The sequence below is a fragment of the Streptomyces sp. NPDC047981 genome (genome assembly GCF_040653315.1).
In the GTDB taxonomy this organism is placed as follows: Bacteria; Actinomycetota; Actinomycetes; order Streptomycetales; family Streptomycetaceae; genus Streptomyces.
The window spans coordinates 14,636-37,591 of the sequence record NZ_JBEZNQ010000071.1 but is presented as its reverse complement, the minus strand read 5'-3'; the positions used below and the strand labels follow the sequence as shown (position 1 = coordinate 37,591).

24 protein-coding genes are annotated in these 22,956 nt (G+C 71.9%); 9 read left to right on the top strand and 15 right to left on the bottom strand.

Features of this window, described 5'->3' with window-relative positions:
- The 4 genes from AB0E14_RS31105 to AB0E14_RS31090 form a co-directional block, all read left to right on the top strand.
- The coding region (locus AB0E14_RS31105; RefSeq protein ID WP_362425684.1) for an urease accessory UreF family protein at positions 1-338 on the top strand (338 nt) is incomplete at its 5' end.
- 165 nt (positions 339-503) lie between these two features.
- On the top strand, positions 504-1,181 hold the full coding sequence (ureG, locus tag AB0E14_RS31100; protein ID WP_362425681.1) for an urease accessory protein UreG: 678 nt from the start codon (positions 504-506) through the stop codon (positions 1,179-1,181).
- Positions 1,178-1,921, top strand: a complete 744-nt coding sequence (locus tag AB0E14_RS31095) for an urease accessory protein UreD (RefSeq protein WP_362425678.1) — start codon at positions 1,178-1,180, stop codon at positions 1,919-1,921. The genes ureG and AB0E14_RS31095 overlap by 4 nt, the downstream gene beginning before the upstream one ends.
- 131 nt (positions 1,922-2,052) lie before the next feature.
- Positions 2,053-3,630 carry an alpha/beta hydrolase gene (locus tag AB0E14_RS31090; protein WP_362425675.1) on the top strand — a complete coding sequence of 526 codons (1,578 nt, stop codon included), beginning with the start codon at positions 2,053-2,055 and terminating at the stop codon, positions 3,628-3,630.
- A gap of 53 nt (positions 3,631-3,683) precedes the next feature.
- On the opposite strand, the gene AB0E14_RS31085 is transcribed toward AB0E14_RS31090, so the two are convergent.
- The gene (locus AB0E14_RS31085; protein WP_362425672.1) at positions 3,684-4,715 is read right to left on the bottom strand and encodes an NAD-dependent epimerase/dehydratase family protein; all 1,032 of its coding nucleotides are present in this window, start codon (positions 4,713-4,715) and stop codon (positions 3,684-3,686) included.
- 64 nt (positions 4,716-4,779) lie between these two features.
- Complete coding sequence (locus tag AB0E14_RS31080) at positions 4,780-5,511, bottom strand: lysophospholipid acyltransferase family protein (protein WP_362425669.1); 732 nt, start codon at positions 5,509-5,511, stop codon at positions 4,780-4,782.
- Between the two features lie 86 nt (positions 5,512-5,597).
- Here AB0E14_RS31080 and AB0E14_RS31075 point away from each other — a divergent pair, with 86 nt between their 5' ends.
- Positions 5,598-6,629, top strand: a complete 1,032-nt coding sequence (locus AB0E14_RS31075) for a DUF3048 domain-containing protein (RefSeq protein ID WP_362425666.1) — start codon at positions 5,598-5,600, stop codon at positions 6,627-6,629.
- 25 nt (positions 6,630-6,654) lie between these two features.
- On the opposite strand, the gene AB0E14_RS31070 is transcribed toward AB0E14_RS31075, so the two are convergent.
- From AB0E14_RS31070 to AB0E14_RS31050, 5 genes are all read right to left on the bottom strand, one after another.
- Positions 6,655-6,864: a hypothetical protein gene (locus tag AB0E14_RS31070; protein WP_362425687.1), complete on the bottom strand. Its 210-nt coding sequence runs from the start codon at positions 6,862-6,864 to the stop codon at positions 6,655-6,657.
- An 81-nt stretch (positions 6,865-6,945) separates the two neighbouring features.
- Positions 6,946-7,896, bottom strand: coding sequence for a cytochrome c oxidase assembly protein (locus AB0E14_RS31065; protein WP_362425663.1), 951 nt, complete (start codon positions 7,894-7,896; stop codon positions 6,946-6,948).
- 114 nt (positions 7,897-8,010) lie between these two features.
- Positions 8,011-9,036, bottom strand: coding sequence for a 6-phosphofructokinase (locus AB0E14_RS31060; protein WP_362425660.1), 1,026 nt, complete (start codon positions 9,034-9,036; stop codon positions 8,011-8,013).
- 167 nt (positions 9,037-9,203) lie between these two features.
- Positions 9,204-9,932 carry a glutamine amidotransferase gene (locus AB0E14_RS31055; RefSeq protein WP_362425656.1) on the bottom strand — a complete coding sequence of 243 codons (729 nt, stop codon included), beginning with the start codon at positions 9,930-9,932 and terminating at the stop codon, positions 9,204-9,206.
- Between the two features lie 19 nt (positions 9,933-9,951).
- Positions 9,952-11,199 (bottom strand): MurT ligase domain-containing protein, encoded by a 1,248-nt coding sequence (locus tag AB0E14_RS31050; RefSeq protein ID WP_362425653.1) that lies wholly within the window; start codon positions 11,197-11,199, stop codon positions 9,952-9,954.
- A gap of 126 nt (positions 11,200-11,325) precedes the next feature.
- On the opposite strand from AB0E14_RS31050, the gene def reads away from it, so the two are divergent.
- Complete coding sequence (gene def / locus AB0E14_RS31045; protein WP_362425650.1) at positions 11,326-11,889, top strand: peptide deformylase; 564 nt, start codon at positions 11,326-11,328, stop codon at positions 11,887-11,889.
- A 136-nt stretch (positions 11,890-12,025) separates the two neighbouring features.
- On the opposite strand, the gene AB0E14_RS31040 is transcribed toward def, so the two are convergent.
- Positions 12,026-12,673, bottom strand: coding sequence for a TetR family transcriptional regulator (locus tag AB0E14_RS31040; RefSeq protein WP_362425647.1), 648 nt, complete (start codon positions 12,671-12,673; stop codon positions 12,026-12,028).
- 164 nt (positions 12,674-12,837) lie between these two features.
- Here AB0E14_RS31040 and AB0E14_RS31035 point away from each other — a divergent pair, with 164 nt between their 5' ends.
- Positions 12,838-14,067: an acyl-CoA dehydrogenase family protein gene (locus AB0E14_RS31035; protein WP_362425644.1), complete on the top strand. Its 1,230-nt coding sequence runs from the start codon at positions 12,838-12,840 to the stop codon at positions 14,065-14,067.
- Positions 14,068-14,139: 72 nt separating this feature from the next.
- Here the strand turns inward: AB0E14_RS31035 and AB0E14_RS31030 are convergent, their stop codons facing one another.
- The 3 genes from AB0E14_RS31030 to AB0E14_RS31020 all read right to left on the bottom strand — a co-directional run bounded on the left by AB0E14_RS31030 (position 14,140) and on the right by AB0E14_RS31020 (position 15,571).
- Positions 14,140-14,433, bottom strand: coding sequence for an SHOCT domain-containing protein (locus AB0E14_RS31030; protein ID WP_362425641.1), 294 nt, complete (start codon positions 14,431-14,433; stop codon positions 14,140-14,142).
- A gap of 66 nt (positions 14,434-14,499) precedes the next feature.
- Positions 14,500-14,952: a DUF6325 family protein gene (locus AB0E14_RS31025; RefSeq protein ID WP_362425638.1), complete on the bottom strand. Its 453-nt coding sequence runs from the start codon at positions 14,950-14,952 to the stop codon at positions 14,500-14,502.
- 151 nt (positions 14,953-15,103) lie between these two features.
- Positions 15,104-15,571, bottom strand: coding sequence for a VOC family protein (locus tag AB0E14_RS31020; protein ID WP_362425635.1), 468 nt, complete (start codon positions 15,569-15,571; stop codon positions 15,104-15,106).
- 133 nt (positions 15,572-15,704) lie between these two features.
- Between AB0E14_RS31020 and AB0E14_RS31015 the strand changes: the two genes are divergently transcribed.
- Complete coding sequence (locus tag AB0E14_RS31015; protein ID WP_362425632.1) at positions 15,705-17,078, top strand: cytochrome P450; 1,374 nt, start codon at positions 15,705-15,707, stop codon at positions 17,076-17,078.
- A gap of 18 nt (positions 17,079-17,096) precedes the next feature.
- Here AB0E14_RS31015 and AB0E14_RS31010 read toward each other — a convergent pair whose 3' ends face one another.
- The 4 genes from AB0E14_RS31010 to AB0E14_RS30995 form a co-directional block, all read right to left on the bottom strand.
- Entirely contained in the window at positions 17,097-17,885 is a 789-nt protein-coding gene (locus tag AB0E14_RS31010) for a putative protein N(5)-glutamine methyltransferase (RefSeq protein ID WP_362425629.1), read from the bottom strand.
- Between the two features lie 187 nt (positions 17,886-18,072).
- On the bottom strand, positions 18,073-18,558 hold the full coding sequence (locus AB0E14_RS31005; RefSeq protein WP_362425626.1) for a glutathione peroxidase: 486 nt from the start codon (positions 18,556-18,558) through the stop codon (positions 18,073-18,075).
- Positions 18,559-18,628: 70 nt separating this feature from the next.
- Positions 18,629-19,492, bottom strand: coding sequence for an acyl-CoA thioesterase II (locus tag AB0E14_RS31000; protein WP_362425623.1), 864 nt, complete (start codon positions 19,490-19,492; stop codon positions 18,629-18,631).
- Positions 19,493-19,508: 16 nt separating this feature from the next.
- Positions 19,509-22,082, bottom strand: coding sequence for a DUF3516 domain-containing protein (locus tag AB0E14_RS30995; protein ID WP_362425620.1), 2,574 nt, complete (start codon positions 22,080-22,082; stop codon positions 19,509-19,511).
- Positions 22,083-22,153: 71 nt separating this feature from the next.
- Here AB0E14_RS30995 and AB0E14_RS30990 point away from each other — a divergent pair, with 71 nt between their 5' ends.
- Positions 22,154-22,945: a metal-dependent hydrolase gene (locus AB0E14_RS30990; RefSeq protein ID WP_352190980.1), complete on the top strand. Its 792-nt coding sequence runs from the start codon at positions 22,154-22,156 to the stop codon at positions 22,943-22,945.
- Positions 22,946-22,956 lie beyond the last annotated feature (11 nt).

Below are 22,956 nucleotides of genomic sequence, written 5' to 3'. Positions count from 1 at the left end.
ACGCGCTCGCCGCAGCGTTCCCGCGCGGCGCGCACCAGCCGGTCGTGCTCGGCGTCGCCGCCCGCGCGGCGGGGCTCGGCCCGCTGGACGCCGCGCACTGCGTCGCCTACGAGACGGTCAGCGCCCCGGCCACCGCGGCCGTACGACTGCTGAGCCTGGACCCCTTCAAGGCCACCGCCGTCCTCGCCCGCCTCGCCCCGGAGATGGACCGGGTCGCCGAGCGGGCGGCACAGGCCGGCCGGCAGGGCATCGACGCCCTCCCGGCCGCCTCCTCACCCCTCCTCGACATCACCGCCGAACAGCACGCGGCCTGGCCCGTCCGCCTCTTCGCGTCCTGACCGGCCCCGCCCTGTCCGCCGTGACCCGCCCGGACCTGTGGCGCCCGACCCTGAGCCGCCCCGACCCGAAGCCGCCCCGACCGAAGCCGCCCCGACCCTGAGCCGCCCGACCCGAAGCCGCCGGGCGCCACCCACGCCACCCCTCACGATTCGCCGGAGGCACCCATGCACCTCGACCACTCCCACGACCACCTCGGCGCCGTCTCCGCCGACGCCCACCGCCCCGACGGGACCCGGCGCGCCCTGCGCATCGGGCTCGGCGGCCCCGTCGGCTCCGGCAAGACCGCGACCGTCGCCGCGCTCTGCCGCGCCCTGCGCGACCAGCTCTCGATCGCCGTCGTCACCAACGACATCTACACCCGCGAGGACGCCGACTTCCTGCTCCGCAACGCCGTCCTGCCGCCCGAGCGCATCCAGGCCGTGGAGACCGGGGCCTGCCCGCACACCGCGATCCGCGACGACATCTCCGCCAACCTCGAAGCCGTCGAGGAACTGGAGGACACCGTCGGCCCGCTCGACCTCGTCCTGGTCGAGTCCGGCGGCGACAACCTGACCGCCACCTTCTCCAAGGGCCTGGTCGACGCCCAGATCTTCGTCATCGACGTGGCGGGCGGCGACGACATCCCGCGCAAGGGCGGCCCCGGAGTGACCACCGCCGACCTGCTCGTCGTCAACAAGACCGACCTCGCGCCGTACGTCGGCTCCGACCTGGAGCGGATGGCGCGCGATGCCAAGGAGCAGCGCGGCGACCTTCCCGTCGCGTTCACCTCGCTCACCGGCGAGCAGGGCGTCGCCCCCATCGCCGACTGGGTCCGCGAGCAGCTCGGCGCCTGGTCCGCATGAGCCTGAGCGCGACCGCCCGGATCGTCGCCGAGGCGGGCGGGGGACTGCCCGTCCTCCTCAGCGACGGCCCCCTCGCACTCCGCAGGACGCGGACCACCGGCCCGTACACGCGCGTCACCGTCGTCGGCGCGATGAGCGCCCCGCTCGGCGGCGACCGTCTCGCGATCGAGACGGAGGTACGGGACGGGGCCCGGCTCCTGGTCGACTCGGCCGCCGCGACCGTCGCCCTGCCCGGCCGCGCCGCCGAGCCGGCCAGGTACGACGTGCGGATCACCGTCGGCGCGGACGCCGAGCTGCGCTGGCTGCCCGAACAGCTCGTCTGCGCCCGGGGATCCGATCTCGTGATGCGCACCACCGTCGAACTCGCCGCCACCGCACGGCTCGTGCTCCGGGAGGAGCAGATCCTCGGCCGCCACGGTGAGGAGACCGGCACGCTCCTCTCCCGCCTCGCTGTCCACCGCGCCGGCCGCCCCCTGCTCGACCAGGAGGTCGCGTACGGACCCGGCGCCCCGGCCGGCTGGAACGGCGGGGCGGTCCTCGCCGGGCACCGCTCCGTCGGCCAACTCCTGGTCGTCGACCCGGCGTTCGCGGAGAAGCCGGTGGAGCCCCGGGCGCTCGCCGAGAACGCCGTGCTCGCCCCGCTCGCCGGGCCCGGAGCACTGGTCACCGCCGTCGCGACCGACGCGCTGGAGCTGCGCAGGGCCCTCGACGAGGCGCTCGACGTCCTCGCGCGGCCTTGAGTTCACCGCTCAGCGGTACAGCCGTGTCCGGTTATTGGTTCGGCAAAGAACGTGTGTACGCCCTTTCCCGCGCGACCGGCCGGACGAAAGGATCCCCCGGACAGACCGACACCCACAGGGGGAGGCATCACGTGAGACGCACGGCAGCGCTCGGTTCGGCAGGCGCTCTGATAGCCGGCACGCTCATGGCGGGCGCGCTGGCCGCTCCGGCCGCCAGCGCCGACCAGCGCCACCGGCCCGACGCCGAGGCCTACGGCACGGCGGTCGCCGCCCAGCGCGCCGCGCAGCGGGGCATCGACTGGCAGGACTGCCCGGCCGACTGGGGCCTGGAGAAGCCCATCCAGTGCGGCTGGGTCACCGTCCCCGTCGACTACGCCCGGCCGAACGGCAAGCAGATCAAGATCGCCGTCGACCGCATCGGCTCCACCGGCACCCCCGCCGAGCGCCAGGGCGCCCTGCTCTACAACCCGGGCGGCCCCGGCGGCTCCGGCCTGCGCTTCCCGCGCCGGGTCACCACCAAGAACGTCATCTGGGCGAACGCCGCCAAGGCGTACGACTTCGTCGGCTTCGACCCGCGCGGCGTCGGCCACTCGGCCCCCATCTCCTGTGTCGACCCTGCCGAGTTCGTCAAGGGACCCAAGCTCGACCCGGTCCCCGACAGCGAGGCCGACAAGCGCGCCCAGCGCAAGCTCGCCGCCGAGTACGCCGCGGGCTGTGCCGAGAAGAGCGGCGACATCCTGCCGTACATCAACACCCGCAACACCGCCCGCGACCTGGACGTCATCCGGGCCGCGCTCGGCGAGAAGAAGCTCAACTTCGTCGGCGTCTCCTACGGCACCTACCTGGGCGCCGTCTACGGCACGCTCTTCCCGACGCACGTCCGCCGCATGGTGCTCGACAGCGTCGTCAACCCGTCGAAGGACAAGATCTGGTACGAGGCCAACCTCGACCAGGACATCGCCTTCGAGGGCCGGCTCGAGGACTGGATGACCTGGGTCGCCCAGCACGACGCCACCTACCACCTCGGCGACACCTACGCCGAGGTCCGCGGCCAGTGGGACACCCTGCGCGCCGCCGCCAAGAAGAACCCCCTCGGCGGCAAGGTCGGCCCGGCCGAACTCATCGGCTTCTTCCAGAACGCGCCCTACTACGACTCCATGTGGGCCCCCGTCGCCGAGGCCTGGAGCGCGTACGCCGCCGGTGACCCGCAGCCGCTGATCGACGCGGCCGCCTCCGACCCCACCGACACGGCCGGCAACGCCGCCTCGGAGAACGGCAACGCCGTCTACACCGCCGTCGAGTGCGCCGACGCCCCCTGGCCCACCAGCTGGAAGAAGTGGGACCGGGACAACACCCGGCTCCACGAGCAGTACCCGTTCATGACCTGGTCCAACGCCTGGATGAACCTGCCCTGCGCGACCTGGTCCACCCCGCGCCAGCAGCCCACCGAGGTCCGCACCCACAAGGGCCTGCCGCCCGTCCTCATCACCCAGTCCGAGCGCGACGCGGCCACCCCCTACGAGGGCGCGGTCGAACTGCACCAGCGCTTCAAGGGCTCGCGCCTCATCACCGAGCGCGACGCCGGCTCGCACGGCATCACCAACCTGGCCAACCCGTGCCTGAACACCCGGGTGGAGGCCTACCTCCTCACCGGCAAGCTCGACAGCCGTGACGTGACGTGCGCCCCGCACGCCACGCCCCAGCCGTAGCCAGAGGATGAGGGGTGAGGGGCGGACCGCCCCTCACCCCTCACCGCTCCTCGTCAGCGAGCCGCGAGCCAGGCGTCCTCGGCCGCGTAGTCGAAGAAGTCCACCCCGTACTTCACCAGACCGGGGAACGCCTCCCGCCACTCCTGCTCCGCCACCCGTCGGGACAGGTACGCGACCGTCGCCGGCAGCGAATCGGCGTACGACACCACCGGCCGGTACCCCAACTCCCGCTCCGCCGCGCCCATGTCGAAGACGACCGGGTGGGGCACCGCCCACGGGCTGTCGCCCACCGTGCCCTCCGGCGCCCCCTCCATGAGCACCGTCTCGCTCTCCACGCCCATGACCGCGTCGATCGCCGCGCCGATCTCCGCGACCGTGGGGGCGGTCGGGTCACCGCCGTTGAAGACCCGGGTGCCCGGCTTCGCCGCCGAAAGCCGCACCAGCTCGCCGAGGTTGTCCACGTGCACCGGGTGGAACCGGGAGGCGCCCTCGTACGCCAGGATCCGCACCGGCCGCCCGTCGAGCGCCCGCTTGACGAACCACAGCTCGCGCGGCCCCGGGCAGTACGGCCCGTGGATCGCGCCCGCCCGCAGCACCGTCGTCGGCAGCGCCGCGCCCGCCGCGAGCAGCTCCTGCTCCAGGGCCACCTTCCGCGTGCCGTAGGACCCCTCTCCGGGCGCGACCGTCCGCCAGGACTCCGGGATCGGCACCGGGTAGGCGGGGAAGCCGTCCGGCTCGTCCTGGGTGTCGAAGTTACGGCCCCGGTCGTCCTCGTACACCGCACCGCTGGAGACCACCACCGCCGAACCGATCCGGTCCGCCAGCGCCGTCAACTGCCGTGCGTGGCCCGCGTGGTAGGCGACGATGTCGACCAGCACGTCACAGCCGTCACCGAGCGCGGCGGCGAGCGCGCCCTCCTCGTCCCGGTCGACGGCCACGGACCGGACCTCCTGCGGCCACTCCTCGCCGCGGCCACCGCGCCGCGAGGCCGCCGTCACCTCCCAGCCGTCCGCGACGAGCGCCCGCACGGCCGCCCGCCCCACCTGTCCTGTCGCCCCGAGCACGAAAGCGTGTCCTTGTCCCATGGAGGTGACGGTACGACGACCGTGATCACCGGGCAGGCACCGTTCGCCGTGCGCGGATCCGCCGTCAGCGTCCCCGGCGCGGGAACTTTCCGCGCCCGCCGCTGTTCCGCGCCTTCGCCTCCTGCTCGGCGGCCTTCACCTTGACCGCGTAGTCGTCGACGTACTCCTGCCCGGACAGCGCGAGGATCTCGTACATGATCTCGTCCGTCACCGCGCGGACCGCCGCCTTCTCGCCCTCCATGCCGGCGTACCGGGAGAAGTCGAGCGGGGCGCCGAACCGGACCGTGACCCGCTTGATCCGGGGCACCACCTTGCCGGGCGGCTGGATCTCGAAGGTCCCCACCATCGCGCAGGGGATCACCGGCACCCCGGCCGTGATCGCCATGACCGCCACCCCGACCTTGCCCTTGTAGAGCCGGCCGTCGTGCGAGCGCGTGCCCTCGGGGTAGATGCCGAGCAGCTCGCCCTTGGCCAGCACCCCGAGCCCCTCACGGATCGCCGCCTGCCCGGCCTCCTTGCCGGAACGGTCGACCGGGATCTGTCCGGCGCTGCGGAAGAAAGCCGCGGTCAGCCGGCCCTTCAGACCGGGACCGGTGAAGTACTCCTGCTTGGCGAGAAAGGTGATCCGCCGCTTCAGGACGACCGGCATCAGAAAGTGGTCGGAGAACGACAGATGGTTGCCGGCGACGATCGCCGCGCCCTCCGCCGGGATGTGCTCCAGACCCTCGATACGCGGCCGGAAGACCAGCCTCAGCCACGGACCCAGCAGGACGTACTTCAGGAGGTGATAGAACACCGACGGCCCCCGTCTCGTTCGAGCGTTGCTTATTTGTAACCACTCGCGCCAACCTGGTCCACACTGGAGACGGAGAGTGGGTCCTGATGGCCGCCGAACGCCGTCGCGCACCGCGACACATACGGCCCGGCGCAGCCGTCACCGTGCTGATGTGCGCGGTGATGACCGCCGGGTTGTACGGTTGCGCCGACTCGGGCACCCCGGAGCCGACCCCGACACCCACCCCGACGGCTCCGACCCCCACCCCGACAAGCCCCGCCCCGCGGGGCGTCTCGCCCTTCACGGGGCTCCCGGCCGGCCCCGCCCCGGTGCTCGCCGTCAAGATCGACAACGTGCCCCCGGCCCGCCCGCACACCGGCCTCGGCTCCGCCGACCTCGTCTACGTCGAGCAGGTCGAAGGCGGCCAGACCCGGCTGCTCGCCGTCTACTCCGCCGAACTCCCGGACCGGATCGGCCCCGTCCGCAGCGCCCGCGAGTCCGACATCGAACTCCTGCGCCAGTTCGGCCACCCCGCGCTCGCCTACTCCGGCTCCCAGACCGCCCTGAAACCCCTGCTCCAGGCCGCCCCGCTGGACGCCCTGCCGCCCGAGGACGCGCCGGGCGCCTACCTCAGGGACCGGGGGAGGGCCGCGCCCCACAACCTGTACGTGCTGCCCGGGCGCGCCCTGGCCGCGGCCTCCGACGTGGAGAACGCCAAGGACATCGGCTTCCGCTTCGGCCCGGCCCCCGCGGGCGGCGAACCGGTCAATGAGCGCACCGTGCGCTTCCCCGCCTCCCGCTACACCTTCACCTGGTCCCCGGCGGACAAGGGCTGGCGGGTCTCGATGGACGGCCGGGCCGCCCGCACCACCGAGGCGGGCCCGGTCACGGCTGCGACGGTGGTGGTGCAGTACGTGACCATACGGTCGTCCCGCTTCCACGACGTGCTCGGCAGCGTCTCCCCGTACACCGAGACGGTCGGCAGCGGCAGCGCGCTCGTGCTGCGCGACGGCCGCGCCCACGAGGCCCGCTGGAGCCGCCCGACCGCGACGAACGGCACGGCCTTCACCACCCCGGACGGCGCGCCGCTGAACTTCGCTCCCGGCCCCACCTGGGTGGTCCTCGCCCCGCGCGGTTAGCGGGCGCCACGGGCTGCGGTCGCGGCTACGGCTGCGGGCCTGGCCTGCCCGGGCCCCGGCGGCGCGGCCCGGCCGGTACGGAGCTGTCGGCGGCCGCCATGCCGATGGTGACCACACAGAGCACCACCAGGCCGAACCAGAGCCAGCCGCTACTGCCGAGCGCCACCGTGTACGCCGTCGTCAGCACCAGGGCCGCGACGGTGATCACGCTCATCGCCTTCGTGGGACCGGACATCTGTCCGCCCTCCTCCCGACGGGGCCGTCACGCTCATCGTGACCCCTGGGGCGGGCGAATGCTACTCCCGTGCGCGTACGGTCAGCGCCCGCGTGCCTGGAGCGAGGCCAGGTAGGCGTTGTACGCCTCCAGCTCCTTGTCCCCGTCGCGGTCGGCGGCCCGGTCCTTGCGGACGGCCTGCCGCTGCTCGGAGTGGTACCACTGGTACACCAGCGCGATCAGCACCAGCACCGACGGGATCTCGCTGAACGCCCAGGCGATGCCGCCCGCCGCGTGCTGGTCGGCGAGCGCGTCGATCCCGAGGGAGGCCGGCGGGTCGGCGTACGCCTTGACCATCGGCTCGCTCGCCATCATCAGCGCGATGCCGAAGAAGGCGTGGAACGGCATGCCCGCGAAGAGCTCCAGCATCCGCATCACATAGCCCGGGCGGTGCGGGCCCGGGTCGACACCCATGATCGGCCAGAAGAAGACCAGACCGACGGCGAGGAAGTGCACCATCATCGCGATGTGGCCGATCTTCGAACCCATCAGCGTGTCGAAGATCGGAGTGAAGTAGAAGCCGTAGAGGCTCGCGATGAAGAGCGGGATCGTGAACGCGGGGTGGGTGATGATCCGCAGGTAGCGGCTGTGCAGCAGCATGAGCAGCAGCTCGCGCGGACCCTTGTCGCCCCGGGGCGCGACGGGCAGCGCGCGCAGCGCGAGCGTCACCGGCGCGCCGAGCAGCAGCAGGATCGGCGAGAGCATCGAGATGACCATGTGCTGCACCATGTGCACGCTGAACATGACCATGCCGTAGTCGTTGAGCTTGGTGCACATCATCAGCGCGATGCTCAGGACACCGAGGGTGAAGAAGACCGTCCGGCTCACCGGCCAGCCGTCACCACGCCGGCGCAGCCGCGCCACGGCCCAGCCGTACAGCGCGAGCCCCACGACACAGCCGATGAGGAAGAACGCGTCGGGCGAGAACTCGAGTGCCCGTCCCAGCGTGAACGGCGGCAGATCCATGGTCATGCCGTGCCCGCTGTGATCCATCTGTGTACTCCTGGAGCCCGATTCGCGCTTGTTGTCCGCACCAGACTAGAACCGCCCCCGTTCGCTGCTGCGACCGGGGGCGGTTCGGGGTGTCCGTGGGACGGCGTACGACGGTCAGAGCACCGTTTCGGCCTCGGCGTAGCGCTCGGACGGAACCGTCTTCAGCGTCTCCACCGCCTGGGCCAGCGGAACCATCTCGATCTCCGTGCCGCGCAGCGCGGTCAGCATGCCGAACTCGCCGCGGTGCGCCGCCTCCACCGCGTGCCAGCCGAAGCGGGTGGCGAGCACCCGGTCGTACGCGGTCGGCGTACCGCCGCGCTGGACGTGACCGAGTATCACCGGGCGGGCCTCCTTGCCGAGCCGCCGCTCCAGCTCCACCGAGAGCTGGTTGGCGACGCCGGTGAAGCGCTCGTGGCCGTACTGGTCCTTGGCACCGACCTCGAACTCCATCGAGCCCTCGCGCGGCTTCGCGCCCTCGGCGACGACCACGATCGCGAACCGCTTGCCCGCCTCGAAGCGCGCGCCGACCCGGGCGGTCAGCTCGTCGATGTCGAAGGGGCGCTCCGGCACGACGATCGCGTGCGCGCCGGCGGCCATGCCGGAGTGCAGGGCGATCCAGCCGGTGTGCCGGCCCATGACCTCGACGATGAGCACGCGCTGGTGGGACTCGGCGGTGGTCTTCAGCCGGTCCAGGGCCTCGGTCGCCACACCGACGGCGGTGTCGAAGCCGAAGGTGACGTCCGTGGAGGCGATGTCGTTGTCGATCGTCTTCGGCACGCCGACGATCGGCAGCCCCGCCTGGGAGAGCAGGTTGGCCGCCTTCAGCGTGCCCTCGCCGCCGATCGGGATGATCGCGTCGAGGCCCAGGTCGGCGACGTGGCCGCGGGCGCGCTCGACGCCGTCCACCAGGTGCGCGGGCTGGACCCGGGAGGAGCCGAGGATGGTGCCGCCGCGCGCGAGGATGCCGGCGACCGCGTCGAGGTCGAGCTTGCGGTAGTCACACTCCAGGAGGCCCTTCCAGCCGTCGTGGAAGCCGATGACCTCGTCCCCGTGGTCGACGACGGCACGGTGTACGACGGAACGGATGACAGCGTTCAGACCGGGGCAGTCGCCTCCGGAGGTGAGCACACCAATGCGCATAGCCCGAATACCTTTGCAACGTGGGCCGACTCCCGGACCACGTCGTCCGGTTGGATCCCCGCCACCCTATCGGTGCCGGGTGGCGGGGCCGAACCGGTTGTCCACGGATTGGACACCGTATTGACTTGCGCATCCCATGTGCGCATGGGCGCTCAGAAGTGCACCCGTCAGGCGGGCTGCGTCGCCGACGCGATGCGCTCCGCGCGCAGAGCCTCGTACCAGCGGTCGTCGGTCGGCGGCAGCGCGTTGACGTCCAGGGCCAGCTTCAGGAGCAGGTCCGCGATCTGCGGGTTGCGGGCCATGACCGGGCCGTGCATGTACGTACCGAAGACGGTGTCGTTGTACGCGCCCTCGGTGCCGTCGCCGGTGCCGTTGCCGCGGCCCAGGATCGTCCGGGCGAACGGGCGGGCCGTCGGGCCGAGATGGGTGATGCCCTGGTGGTTCTCGAACCCGGTGAGCTGGGGCAGGCCGAGGCGCGGGTCGATGTCCGCGAGGACGTCGCCGACGCACCGCTCGCCCTCGCCGCGGGTGGAGATCACGTCGATCAGGCCGAGACCCGGCTCGCGCTCGCCGAGGTCGTTGATGAACTCGTGGCCCAGGATCTGGTAGCCGGCGCAGACCGAGAAGATGATCGCGCCGTTGGACGCGGCGCGCTCCAGGCCGCCGTCGCGGCGCAGCCGCTCGGCCGCCAGCCGCTGCGGCCGGTCCTCGCCGCCGCCGATCAGGTAGATGTCGCCGGACGTCGGCACCGGCTGGTCGCTGCGGACGTCGACGCGCTGGACGTCCAGGCCGCGCTGGCGGGCGCGGCGCTCGACGACGAGGGCGTTGCCCTGGTCGCCGTACGTGCTGAGCAGGTCCGGGTAGACCCAGACCAGGCGCAGGCTGCTGTCACTCATGCTGCAAGTCCTCTACGGGTCAGTTGCCGACGCGGCGGCGGACGTCCTGGAAGGCGGTGTAGTTGGCGATCAGCTCGATCTGGCCGGGCGGGGCCAGCTGGACCGCCTCGTCGAGCGTCTCGCAGACGCGGAAGTCCACGCCCGCGACCTCGAGACGGACCGCCAGGTCCAGCTTGCGGTCGCCGAGGACCATGATCGGGTGGCCGGCGAGCCGGCCGTAGTCCACGTCCCACAGCCAGGAGGTGTCCGTGCCGTCGGCGCCGCGCGCGTTGACGGAGAGGATCACCGGCGTCGGCGGCTGGTCGATGAGAGAAAACGTTTCGAGCCAGCCCGCCGGGTTCTTCGCGAGCAGCAGCCGCAGCTCGCGGCCCTGGAAGGTGACCACGTCGTAGCGGCCGGCCACGGCCTGCACCTGGTACATGCGCTCCAGGGCGACCTGCGGCGGGACGCCGAAGACCGCGGCGACGGCGGCCGAGGTGGCGGCGTTGGCCTTGTTGGCGCGGCCGGGCAGCTGCAGGTGGATCGGCCAGGCGGAACCGTGCGGGTCGAGCACGTGGTCGCCGTTGAGCGCCCAACTCGGCGCCGGGCGGCGGAATCCGCACTCGCCGCAGAACCAGTCGTCGCCCGGACGCTGCATGACACCACCGCAGGAGGGGCACGACCAGGCGTCGTCCTTCCACTCCTGCCCGGCGGCGACCCACACGACGTTGGGGGAGGAGGAGGCGGCCCAGACGATCAGCGGGTCGTCGGCGTTGGCGATGACCACGGCCTTCGTACCGCTCAGACCCTCGCGCCACTTCTCGGCGAGCATCCGGGTCTCGGCGGCCCGGTCCAGCTGGTCGCGGGAGAGGTTGAGCAGCGCGATCGCCTTGGGCGTGGTGTCCCGGGCGACTCCGGCGAGGTACTTCTCGTCGACCTCGATGACGCCGTACTTGGCGTCCGAGCCGCCGGCCAGGGCCGAGGTGATGCCCGCGGGCATGTTGGCGCCGAGCGCGTTGGAGACGACGGGCCCGCTGGCCCGCAGCGCCTCGGCGATCAGCCGGGTCGTGGTCGTCTTGCCGTTGGTCGCCGACACCAGGACGACGTCCAGATGCTGGGCGAGCCGTCCCAGCAGGTCGGGGTCGAGCTTGAGCGCCACCCGGCCGCCGATCACCGATCCGCTGCCGCGTCCGGCTGCCCGCGACACCGCGGCCGCGGCCTTGCCCGCCGTCACGGCCAGTTTGGCGCGCGGCGACAACGGCTCTGGATTACCGGGGTGTCCTGACATCTTCCTTGTTCCTCCTTGCGTCGGTCCGGGCTCAGCCTATCGAGATCAGGCCAGGGACCCGAACTGCGGCACCCCTGCGCACCTCGCCGAAACGACGAGGTCACGGCGGACCGTACCCTTACGCCCATGCGAAACCGGCCGATCCCCGGCAGTTCCGGCCACGTCCGAGCGATGACCCTGCTCGGCGCACCGGTGCTGCACACCCCCTGTGAACCCGTCGTCGACTTCGGTCCCGAGCTGGAGCGTCTTGTCGAGGACATGTTCGCCACGATGTACGCGGCGAACGGCGTCGGCCTCGCGGCCAACCAGGTGGGTGTGGGCCTGCGGGTCTTCGTGTACGACTGCCCGGACGACGAGGAGGTGCGCCACCTCGGGCACCTGGTCAACCCGCGTCTGGTGGAGGCGGACGGCGAGGTGATCCGGGGCGCGGAGGGCTGCCTGTCCCTGCCGGGCCTGGAGGCGCCCACGCCGCGTTTCGACCGCGCGGTCGTCGAGGGGGTGCGGGTGGACGGCACCCCGGTGCGCGTCGAGGGCACGGGCTTCTTCGCCCGCTGCCTCCAGCACGAGACGGACCACCTGGAGGGCGGGGTCTACGCGGACCGGGTGACGGGGTGGCGCAAGTCACGCCTGCTGCGGGCGATCGGGAAGGAGCCGTGGGGCGACCGGGCGGACGTCCTGCGGGGCCGCTGAGGCCCGCCCCGCGGACCGCGGCCGGTGAGCGGCGGTCCGTGGTCGGGTCCGACCGGGGCCCCGCCCGGCCCCGGGGTCCGCGGTCCGGGAGCCCGTACGGCCGGGCCCCGCGCGCCGAGAGGCCCTGGAGGGGCGTCTAGAAGCCCGGTGCGCCGGCGCGGTCGCCCGCCTCGGCCAGCCGTCCCCACAGGAGGTCCGCCAGGGCCTGCACCAACTCCTCGCGGGAGCAGGGGCGTTCGCCGAGCCACCAGTCGCCCGCCGCGTGCATCATGCCGACGATGCCGTGGCCCCAGATGCGGGCCTGGGCATCGCCGACCGGGCCGAGGTCGATGCGCTCCGCGATGACCTGACCCAGTTCCTCGCCCATCCGCCGCAGCACCGGCGCCGAGTGGCGGCCCACGTCGAAGCCCTGCTCGGCCTGGTGGGTCTCCTCGGCGGGGTGCATCAGGAAGCGGTAGACCTGCGGCAGCGCCTCGATCGAGGCGAGGTAGGTGTCGAGGGTCGACTCGACCCGCTTGCGCCGGTCGGCCGGCGCGTCGAGCGCCGCCCGCAGCGCGGCGAGGAGCGCGTCGGTGTGCCGGGTGGCGAGCGCCCGGTAGAGGCCGCCCTTGTCGCCGAAGTGCCGGTAGAGGATCGGCTTGGTGATCCCGGCCTCCGCCGCGATGGCGTTCATCGAGGCCCCGGGGCCGTCCCGGAGCACCACGCGGTCCGCCGCCTCCAGCAGTTCACGGCGCCGCTGGTCGGCCGGCTTCTGCTGTTCGGTGGTCCGGTGTGTGGTCTCCATAGCGCGTCTCCCCGCCCGTGCGAATTCCCTGAGGCTGTCGCAACGTAACACCAGTGCGGGACCCGGTGTCGCGCCGCCCTGAGTGCTCCGCTCGCAGGTTGACAGGGCCTACCCGCGAGTAACAGACTGCTGTTACCGCAAGTAATGCACTGCTGGGAGGGAACATGGCCGAGTTCACGCTCGAACTCAACGACGACCAGAAGCAGGTCCGTGACTGGCTGCACGGATTCGCCGAGGACGTGATGCGCCCCGCCGCCGCCGAGTGGGACGAGCGTGAGGAGACTCCCTGGCCGATCATCCAGGAAGCCGCCAAGATCGGCATCTACTCTCTCGATTTCTATGCCCAGCAGTTCTTCGACCCGACCGGGCTCGGCATCCCGATGGCCATGGAGGAGCTCTTCTGGGGCGACGCGGGGATCGCCCTCTCCATCGTCGGCACCGGCCTCGCCGCCGTCGGCGTCCTCGCCAACGGCACCGAGGAGCAGATCGGCACCTGGATCCCGCAGATGTACGGCGACGTCGACGACGTCAAGGTCGCCGCCTTCTGCTCCTCCGAGCCCGACGCCGGCTCGGACGTCGCCTCGATGCGCACCCGGGCCGTCTACGACGAGGCCAAGGACGAGTGGGTGCTCAACGGCACCAAGACCTGGGCGACCAACGGCGGCATCGCCAACGTCCACGTCGTGGTCGCGGCCGTCGACCCCGGGCTCGGCTCCAAGGGCCACGCCTCCTTCATCGTGCCGCCGAACACCCCCGGCCTCTCCCAGGGCCAGAAGTTCCAGAAGCACGGTATCCGCGCCTCGCACACCGCCGAGGTCGTCCTGGAGAACGTCCGCGTCCCCGGCCACTGCCTCCTCGGCGGCAAGGAGAAGCTCGACGAGCGCCTCGCCCGGGCCCGCGAGAAGGCGAAGGCGGGCGGCGGCGAGCGCGTGAAGAACGCGGCCATGGCCACCTTCGAGGCCTCCCGCCCGGCCGTCGGCGCCATGGCCGTCGGCACGGCCCGCGCCGCGTACGAGGTCGCCCTCGACTACGCCAAGACCCGCGAGCAGTTCGGCCGCCCGATCATCGACAACCAGGGCGTCGCCTTCCAGCTCGCCGACATGCGCACCCAGATCGACGCCGCCCGGCTCCTGGTCTGGCGCGCCTCCTGGATGGCGACCACCGGCAAGCCGTTCACCTCGGCCGAGGGCTCGATGTCCAAGCTGTACGCGAGCGAGGTCGCCAAGAAGGTCACCGGCCAGGCCATCCAGATCCTCGGCGGCAACGGCTACACCCGGGAGTACCCGGTGGAGCGCATGCACCGGGACGCGGCGATCTACACCATCTTCGAGGGCACGAGCGAGATCCAGCGCCTGGTGATCGCCCGCACCCTCTCGGGCATGCCGATCCGCTAGGCAGCCGCCCCGCGCCCACCGGCCCGCACCCCTACCAGGGGCGCGGGCCGTCGTGTGCGGGGCGGGCGGGGGTCACGTCCCGAGGAGGGCGCGCTTCTGGGTCTCGAACTCCGACTCGGTCAGCACGCCCTGCGCCTTCAGCTCCCCCAGCTGTTTGAGCTGCTCGATCTTGGTACTCATGTCGTCACCGGCGGGCGCCGGAGCCTGAGCCGGGGGCTGTTGCTGGTAGGACTGCTGGTACTGCTGCTGTCCTGCGTCCTGCTGGGCCCATCGGCCCGCCTGCCGCCGTGACACGCGGTTGGACACCGCCGTGGCGGTGCCGGCGACGACGGCGGTGCGGGCTACGCCGCGGAGAAGTCCGGGCATGGTCAGTCATCTCCCAGGGGGTGCTCGGGTGCTCGGTTGCCGGATGAGGTCGGGCCGTCCCCCTCCTCAGCCGGAGCCCGCCGCGTCGGCGGCATCCAGCGAGGCCAGCAGCGCCTGGACGGGAATCCGTCCGCCCGCCACGATCTGAGCGCCGCTGCGGCGCATGGCGCGTGCAAAGGGGGCGGCCCACACGTTCTCGTACACGATGACCCCCGCGGAGTTGCCGGGCTCCAGCGCGGATCCGGCGTCGTCGACGTCGCTCTGGTCCAGCAGACCGGAGGAGGCACCCTCGAACACCGTGAGATCGACCTCGCCGCCGAAATCCGTCAGCTCCACCGCGGTGACCGACCCGTCTTCGTCCTTGCGGATGAACTGCAGGTCGAGGATGCGGATGATGCCGCGCTCCACCAGGTCGACGAGGAGGGGGAAACCCTCACCGGTCATCCGGTTGCCCGGGAACTCCAGGATCAGGTAGTCGACGGGGCCCATGTCCTCGACTTCCGACAGGTCGTCGCTCATGGCCACTCCTCCAAGCGTTCGGGGTTCCCGCCTCGACCGGACCGGTTGCGGACGGCCCCCGCCTCGGCGAGAGGTGGCCGCTCAGACATTCCAGCACCGCCCGGTGCCCTCCGCACGTCGTGAGGCGCCGCGCCCCGGCGCGCCGGGAGCGTCACACCACGCAGAACTCGTTCCCCTCCGGGTCCTGGAGCACCACCGCGTAGTAGTCCATGCCGTCGGGCTCGTCCATCGTGTACAGGATCGTCGCGCCGAGGGCCGTCAGGCGGCCGACCTCCCCGTCCACGCGCTCGCGCCGCAGGGCGAGTGGCACATCGCGGCCGCCGCCGACCTTCAGGTCCAGGTGCACCCGGTTCTTGACCGTCTTCCGCTCGGGGACCTGCTGGAACCAGACCCTCGGCCCGACGCCCTTCGGGTCCTCGATCGACTCGGGCAGGTCCCCGGCGCCCTCCGGGAGTTCCTCCTCGGGCACCCCCAGCGCCTCCCAGTACGCGCGCCAGCTCGCGTAGCCCTCGGGCGGCGGCTGCGGTACGTAGCGCAGGGCCTCCGCCCAGAAGCGGACGAGCCGCTGGGGCTCGGCGCAGTCGATGGTGATCTGCAGCGTCATCTCGATCGGTTCCATGGGGCGAGTGTCCCGGACGCCACTGACAGTCCTCCCGACCGGACGGATTCGGACGGGCGCCGGGTCATGCCTGTCGGTGGGACGGCGCCTGCGGGACAATCGCCACCGGTGACGATCAAGGGGGAACAGATCCATGGCCACGACCAGCACTGCCGTACCGGGACCGGCGGGGCTTCCGCTGCTCGGCTCGATGCTCGACCTCAAGAACGACTCGCTCGGCACCTTCCTGAACGCCCAGCGCGTCCACGGGGACGTCGTCCGGTTCACCGCGGGGCCGCCCGGCATGCGCGGCGTCCTGTACGGCGTCTTCTCCGCCGAGGGCGCCCAGCAGGTCCTCGCCACCCAGTCCGCCAACTTCCGCAAGGACAACCTCTTCTACCAGGAGGTGCGCGAGTCCTTCGGCAACGGGCTGCTGACCAGCCAGGACGAGGACTACCTGCGACAGCGGCGGCTGATCCAGCCGCTCTTCACCCGCCGCCGCGTCGACAGCTACGCCGGGGCCGTCGCCACCGAGGCCGCGAACCTCACCGAGGAGTGGCGCACCGCCGAGGACGCCACCGTCGACGTCCTCGACGAGATGGCCCGCCTCGCGCTCCGCGCCGTCGCCCGCATCCTCTTCGGCACCGACGTCGAGGCCGCGGTCGACATCGTCGAGCGCTCCTTCCCGGTGATGGCCGACTACGTCCTGCAGCGCGGCTTCTCGCCCCGCAACATCCCCCGGGACTGGCCCACCCCGGGCAACCGCCGCGCCGCCGCGGCCTCCCGGGAGCTGTACGCCGTCTGCGACCGGATCATCGCCGAGCGGCGCGAGGCCGCGGGCACCGTCGACGACGACCGGCAGGACCTCCTGACCCTCCTCGCGGAGGCCGAGAGCGCCGAGGACGGCAGCTTCGGCGCCACCGAACTCCGCGAGCAGGTCCTCGTGTTCCTGCTGGCCGGTCACGAGACGACGGCCACCTCGCTCGGCTTCGCCCTCCACCTCCTGGCCCGCCACCCCGAACAGCGCAAGCGGGCCCACGAGGAGGTCGACCGGGTCCTGGCCGGCCGCACCCCCGGCGCCGCCGACCTCGACGCCCTGCCGTACCTGACGCAGGTCCTCAAGGAGGCCATGCGGCTCTACCCGGCCGCGGCGATCATCGGCCGCCGCGCTGTCGAAGCCACCGAGATCGACGGATACACCATCCCGGCCGGCGCCGACGTGATCGTCGCCCCGTGGGTCACCCACCGGCACACCGCGTACTGGGAGGAACCGGAGCGCTTCGACCCCGACCGCTTCACGCCCGAGGCGGAGGCGGCCCGCCCCCGGTACGCCTGGTTCCCCTTCGGCGGCGGCCCGCGCGCCTGCATCGGCCAGCACTTCTCCATGCTGGAGTCGGTCATCGCGCTGGCGATGATCCTCCAGGCCTACGACCTGGAGGCCATCGACACCGACGTCCCGGTCAACGCGGCGATCACCCTCACGGCGGCGGGGTCGGCCCGCTGCCGGCTCCACCCCCGCGCCGGGTAGCGCCCGGGCCGGACACCCCTACGGACGCGTCGCGACGACCACCGTCGCGTACAACTCCTCCGAGCCGGTCACCCGGCACGTCAGACCGTGCCCGGTGACCGTCTCGACAGCGCGGGCCGCCTGCTGCTCGGACGTCTCGACCAGCAGGTGCCCGCCCGGGGCCAGCCAGTCGGCGGCCTCGGCCGCCACCCTGCGCAGCACGTCGAGCCCGTCCGAGCCGCCGTCGAGCGCGACGCGCGGCTCGTGCTCGCGCGCCTCGGGCGGCAGCAGGCCGATGTCGTCGGTCGGTACGTACGGCACGTTGGCGACGAGGACCTGGACGCGGCCGCGCAGCCTGTCCGGCAGCGGGGCGAAGAGGTCCCCCTCGAAGACCCGGCCGCCGCGCGGCTCGATGTTGCGCCGGGCGCAGCGCACGGCCGGGGGTTCGATGTCCGAGGCGTACACCTCGGCGCCCGGCACGGCCGAGAGCAGCACCGCCCCCGCCGCGCCGGACCCGCAGCACAGGTCGACGCAGAGTGCCCCCGGACCGGCCAGGGAAACGGCCCGTCCGACGAGGAACTCCGTACGCCTGCGCGGCACGAACACCCCGGGATCGACGGCGACGCGCAGACCGGCGAAGGCCGCCCAGCCCACGACGTGCTCGATGGGCAGGCCGCCCGCCCGCCGCGCGACCATCGTGTCGAGTTCGTCGGAGTCGTGGGCGGTGGTGAAGAGGAGCTCCGCCTCGTCCTCGGCGAAGACGCAGCCCGCGGCGCGCAGGCGGGAGACGGTGGCGGAGCGAAGGGAGAAAGAGGGGTCGATCGACATGGAACCTTCCGGGAAGCCGAGGGGCGCTCCCGTGGTCACCTCTGTCGGGCGGACCACACGGTCGTCGAGGGGGAGCTCCCTGCCTGCATGGCGTTGATGGGTCCCACCTCCTCGGTCGTCCTGGCTGGAATCGATCACACTACATGATCGACACGTGGTGGCCCGCCCGGCGGGGGCGGTCCGCCGCTCAGGCCGAGAGCAGCGCCTCGATGGCCGCGACGACCTCGGGGGCCTCCGGCTCGGTGCGCGGACGGAAGCGCGTGACCTGCCCGTCCTTGCCGATCAGGAACTTCTCGAAGTTCCACTGCACGTCCCCGGACTCGCCCTCCGCGTCGGCGACCTTGGTCAGCTCCGCGTAGAGCGGGTGACGGTCCGCGCCGTTCACATCCGTCTTCTCCAGCAGCGGGAAGGTCACGCCGTACGACGTGGAGCAGAAGGTCTGGATCTCCTCCGCGGTGCCCGGCTCCTGGCCCAGGAACTGGTTGCACGGCACGCCGAGCACGGTGAGGCCGCGCTCCCCGTACTCCTTCTGCAGCCGCTCCAGGCCCGCGTACTGCGGCGTCAGCCCGCACTTGGAGGCCACGTTCACGACCAGGACGGCCCGGTCGCGGTAGTCGGCGAGCGTGGTCGGGTCACCGGACAGGGTGCGCAGCGGAATGTCGTACAGGCTCATGGTCGGCTCCTCGTCGAGACGCGGCACTCGGTACTGGAATGCGTAACCCGTTCACCCTACGACCCCCGGCTCACAGCTTCCGGAACAGTCCCTCCTGGACCACCGACACCAGCAGCCGGCCCTCGCGGTCGTAGATGCGCCCGCGGGCCAGGCCGCGGCCGCCCGTCGCGATCGGGGACTCCTGGTCGTACAGGAACCACTCGTCGGCGCGGAACGGGCGGTGGAACCACATCGCGTGGTCGAGCGACGCCATGTCGAAGCCGCGCGGGCCCCACAGCGGCTCGACCGGGATGCGGACCGCGTCCAGGAGCGTCATGTCGGAGGCGTACGTCAGCGCGCAGGTGTGCACCAGCGGGTCGTCGCCGAGCGGGCCCACCGCGCGCATCCACACCGCGCTGCGCGGATCCGCGCCCGTGACCTCGTCCTTCGTCCAGCGCAGCCGGTCCACGTAGCGGATGTCGAAGGGCTGGCGCCGGGCCATCCGCTCCAGCGCCTCCGGCAGCACGCCCAGGTGGTCGCGGATCTCGTCCGCGAGCTTCGGGAGCGTCTCCGGGTCCGTCATGTGCCGGGGCGGCAGCTGGTGCTCGAACCCGGCCTCCTCCGGCAGATGGAAGGAGGCGGTCAGATTGAAGATCGTCCGGCCCTGCTGGACCGCCGTGACCCGGCGGGTGGTGAACGAACGCCCGTCCCGCACCCGCTCCACCTGGTAGACGATCGGCACGCCAGGCCGGCCCGGCCGCAGGAAGTACGAGTGCAGCGAGTGCACCGGCCGGTCGCCCTCCGTGGTACGCCCGGCGGCCACCAGGGCCTGGCCCGCGACCTGGCCGCCGAAGACCCGCTGCAGCGACTCCTGCGGGCTCTGGCCACGGAAGATGTTGTCCTCGATCCGCTCCAGATCGAGCAGGTCGACGAGTCTCTCGGCGGGATTGGTCACCGGTCCGCTCCTCCTTCTACAGCTGTCCGACGGACGTCACGCGGACGACCGCGCGGCCCTCCTCGTCGGAGGCGGCGAGATCCACCTCCGCGCTGATGCCCCAGTCATGGTCGCCGTTCGGGTCGGCGAAGGTCTGCCGGACGCGCCACAGGCCGTGCGCCGCGTCCTCCTCGATGTTCAGGAGCTTGGGGCCGCGCGCGTCCGGGCCGGTGCCGAGGTCGTCGTACTCGTCCCAGTACGCGTCCATCGCCTCGCCCCAGGCGTCCGCGTCCCAGCCCGACTCGGCGTCGAGCTCGCCCAGCGCGTCCACGTTGTCCAGGGCCGCCAGCTCCACCCGGCGGAACATCGCGTTGCGCACCAGGACCCGGAAGGCGCGGGCGTTCGCCGTGACCGGCTTGACCTGGTCGGCCTTCTCCTGCGCCTCCTCGGCCGTCTGGATCTCCGGGTTGGCCAGCTGCTCCCACTCGTCGAGCAGCGAGGAGTCCACCTGGCGCACCATCTCGCCCAGCCACTCGATCAGGTCCTGGAGGTCCTCGGTCTTGAGGTCGTCCGGGATCGTGTGGTCGAGCGCCTTGTACGCGCTCGCGAGATAGCGCAGCACGATGCCCTCGGTCCGCGCCAGCTCGTACCAGGAGGTGAACTCCGTGAAGGACAGCGCCCGTTCGTACATGTCACGGATGACGGACTTCGGCGACACCGGGTGGTCGCCCACCCACGGGTGCGACTTCCGGTAGACGTTGTACGCGTGCCAGAGCAGTTCCTCCAGCGGCTTGGGGTAGGAGATCTCCTGGAGCCGCTCCATGCGCTCCTCGTACTCGACCCCGTCCGCCTTCATCCGGCCGACGGCCTCGCCGCGCGCCTTGTTCTGCATGGCGGCCAGGATCTGCCGCGGGTCGTCGAGCGTCGACTCGACGACCGAGACCATGTCCAGGGCGTACGAAGGGGATTCGGGGTCCAGCAGGTCGAACGCGGCGAGCGCGAACGTCGACAGCGGCTGGTTCAGCGCGAAGTCCTGCTGGAGGTCGACCGTGAGCCGGATCGTGCGGCCCTCGGCGTCCGGGGTGTCCAACTGCTCCACCACACCGCCGTCGAGCAGCGAGCGGTAGATCGCGATCGCCCGGCGGATGTGCCGCAGCTGCGCCTTGCGCGGCTCGTGGTTGTCCTCCAGGAGCTTGCGCATCGCCTCGAACGCGTTGCCCGGGCGGGCGATCACCGAGAGCAGCATGATGTTGGTGACCTTGAAGCGGGAGGTGAGCGGCTCCGGCTCGGCGCCGATCAGCTTCTCGAAGGTGGTGTCGCTCCACGCGACGAAGCCCTCCGGAGCCTTCTTCCGCACCACCTTGCGGCGCTTCTTCGGGTCGTCGCCCGCCTTGGCCAGCGCCTTCTCGTTCTCGATGACGTGCTCGGGCGCCTGCGCCACCACGAAACCGGCCGTGTCGAAGCCCGCCCGGCCGGCCCGGCCCGCGATCTGGTGGAACTCCCGCGCGCGCAGCGTCCGCACCCGGTTGCCGTCGTACTTGGTCAGCGCGGTGAACAGCACCGTACGGATGGGCACGTTGACGCCCACGCCGAGGGTGTCCGTACCGCAGATCACCTTCAGCAGACCCGCCTGCGCCAGCTTCTCCACCAGGCGCCGGTACTTCGGCAGCATGCCCGCGTGGTGCACGCCGATGCCGTGCCGCACGTAGCGCGAGAGGTTCTGGCCGAACTTGGTGGTGAAGCGGAAGTTGCCGATCAGTTCGGCGATCTGGTCCTTCTCCTCGCGCGAGCACATGTTGATGCTCATCAGCGACTGCGCCCGCTCGACGGCCTGCGCCTGCGTGAAGTGGACGATGTAGACCGGGGCCTGCTTGGTCTCCAGGAGCTCGGTCAGGGTGTCCGTGATGGGGGTGAGCCGGTACTCGTACGACAGCGGCACCGGCCGCGTCGCCGAGCGGACCACCGAGGTGGGGCGGCCCGTGCGGCGCGTCAGGTCCTTCTCGAACATCGACACGTCGCCGAGCGTCGCCGACATCAGGACGAACTGCGCCTGCGGCAGTTCCAGGAGCGGGATCTGCCAGGCCCAGCCGCGGTCCGGCTCCGCGTAGAAGTGGAACTCGTCCATGACGACCTGGCCGATGTCGGCGTGCCTGCCGTCCCGCAGCGCGATCGAGGCGAGCACCTCGGCCGTGCAGCAGATGACCGGGGCGTCGGCGTTCACGGACGCGTCGCCGGTCAGCATGCCCACGTTCTCGGTACCGAAGAGTTTGCAGAGGTCGAAGAACTTCTCCGACACCAGCGCCTTGATCGGCGCGGTGTAGAACGTCACCTGGTCATTGGCCAGGGCCGTGAAGTGCGCCCCCGCCGCGACCAGCGACTTTCCCGAACCGGTGGGCGTGGACAAGATCACGTTGGCCCCGGAGACCACCTCGATCAGCGCCTCTTCCTGGGCCGGGTAGAGCGTGATGCCCCGGCCCTCCGCCCAGGAGGAGAAAGCCTCGAAGAGGGCGTCGGGGTCGGCGTTCGGCGGCAGCTGATCGATAAGGGTCACGCCCCCATCTTGCCTGGATTCCGCCCGGATGAGGGAACCGGCCATCGGCCGGAAGATCACGGACGATACGCTGACCCGTCGACCGGGCGTCAACTGAAGCCCGGCAACGGAGGAATGGGGCGGGGACAACCATGATGGGACCGGCGCACTCGCTGTCCGGAGCGGCGGCCTGGCTGGGCGTCGGAGCGGCCGCTGCCGCCGCCGGCCACCCGATGCCGTGGCCGGTTGTCGTCGTCGGCGCGCTCATCTGCGCGGGCGCGGCCCTCGCCCCCGACCTCGACCACAAGTCCGCGACCATCTCGCGCGCCTTCGGACCGGTCTCCAAGGGCCTCTGCGAGATCGTCGACAAGCTCTCGTACGCGGTCTACAAGGCGACCCGCTCCACCGCCGACCCCCGCCGCTCCGGCGGGCACCGCACGCTGACCCACACCTGGCTGTGGGCGGTCCTCATCGGCGCCGGAGCCTCGGTCCTCGCCATCACCGGCGGCCGCTGGGCCGTCCTCGCCATCCTCTTCGTGCACCTCGTGCTGGCCGTGGAGGGCCTGCTGTGGCGGGCCGCGCGGATGTCCAGCGACGTTCTGGTCTGGCTGCTCGGCGCCACCAGCGCCTGGATCCTCGCGGGCGTCCTCGACCAGCCGGGCAACGGCGCCGACTGGCTCTTCACCGCCCCCGGGCAGGAGTACCTCTGGCTCGGCCTGCCGATCGTCCTCGGCGCCCTGGTGCACGACATCGGCGACGCCCTGACCGTCTCCGGCTGCCCGATCCTCTGGCCCATCCCCGTGGGGCGCAAGCGCTGGTACCCGGTCGGGCCGCCGAAGGGGATGCGGTTCCGCGCGGGCAGCTGGGTCGAGCTGAAGGTCCTGATGCCTGCCTTCATGCTGCTCGGCGGAGTGGGCGGGGCCTCGGCGCTCGGCTATCTGTAGGACCGGTACGA

Bases quoted from the DNA above. Each gene is read 5' to 3' on its own strand.
- ureG (WP_362425681.1), top strand. From the start codon at position 504: ATGCACCTCGACCACTCCCACGACCACCTCGGCGCCGTCTCCGCCGAC.
- AB0E14_RS31095 (WP_362425678.1), top strand. From the start codon at position 1,178: ATGAGCCTGAGCGCGACCGCCCGGATCGTCGCCGAGGCGGGCGGGGGA.
- AB0E14_RS31085 (WP_362425672.1), bottom strand. From the start codon at position 4,715: ATGGGACAAGGACACGCTTTCGTGCTCGGGGCGACAGGACAGGTGGGG.
- AB0E14_RS31075 (WP_362425666.1), top strand. From the start codon at position 5,598: ATGGCCGCCGAACGCCGTCGCGCACCGCGACACATACGGCCCGGCGCA.
- AB0E14_RS31070 (WP_362425687.1), bottom strand. From the start codon at position 6,864: ATGTCCGGTCCCACGAAGGCGATGAGCGTGATCACCGTCGCGGCCCTG.
- AB0E14_RS31065 (WP_362425663.1), bottom strand. From the start codon at position 7,896: ATGGATCACAGCGGGCACGGCATGACCATGGATCTGCCGCCGTTCACG.
- AB0E14_RS31060 (WP_362425660.1), bottom strand. From the start codon at position 9,036: ATGCGCATTGGTGTGCTCACCTCCGGAGGCGACTGCCCCGGTCTGAAC.
- AB0E14_RS31055 (WP_362425656.1), bottom strand. From the start codon at position 9,932: ATGAGTGACAGCAGCCTGCGCCTGGTCTGGGTCTACCCGGACCTGCTC.
- AB0E14_RS31050 (WP_362425653.1), bottom strand. From the start codon at position 11,199: ATGTCAGGACACCCCGGTAATCCAGAGCCGTTGTCGCCGCGCGCCAAA.
- def (WP_362425650.1), top strand. From the start codon at position 11,326: ATGCGAAACCGGCCGATCCCCGGCAGTTCCGGCCACGTCCGAGCGATG.
- AB0E14_RS31040 (WP_362425647.1), bottom strand. From the start codon at position 12,673: ATGGAGACCACACACCGGACCACCGAACAGCAGAAGCCGGCCGACCAG.
- AB0E14_RS31035 (WP_362425644.1), top strand. From the start codon at position 12,838: ATGGCCGAGTTCACGCTCGAACTCAACGACGACCAGAAGCAGGTCCGT.
- AB0E14_RS31030 (WP_362425641.1), bottom strand. From the start codon at position 14,433: ATGCCCGGACTTCTCCGCGGCGTAGCCCGCACCGCCGTCGTCGCCGGC.
- AB0E14_RS31025 (WP_362425638.1), bottom strand. From the start codon at position 14,952: ATGAGCGACGACCTGTCGGAAGTCGAGGACATGGGCCCCGTCGACTAC.
- AB0E14_RS31020 (WP_362425635.1), bottom strand. From the start codon at position 15,571: ATGGAACCGATCGAGATGACGCTGCAGATCACCATCGACTGCGCCGAG.
- AB0E14_RS31015 (WP_362425632.1), top strand. From the start codon at position 15,705: ATGGCCACGACCAGCACTGCCGTACCGGGACCGGCGGGGCTTCCGCTG.
- AB0E14_RS31010 (WP_362425629.1), bottom strand. From the start codon at position 17,885: ATGTCGATCGACCCCTCTTTCTCCCTTCGCTCCGCCACCGTCTCCCGC.
- AB0E14_RS31005 (WP_362425626.1), bottom strand. From the start codon at position 18,558: ATGAGCCTGTACGACATTCCGCTGCGCACCCTGTCCGGTGACCCGACC.
- AB0E14_RS30990 (WP_352190980.1), top strand. From the start codon at position 22,154: ATGATGGGACCGGCGCACTCGCTGTCCGGAGCGGCGGCCTGGCTGGGC.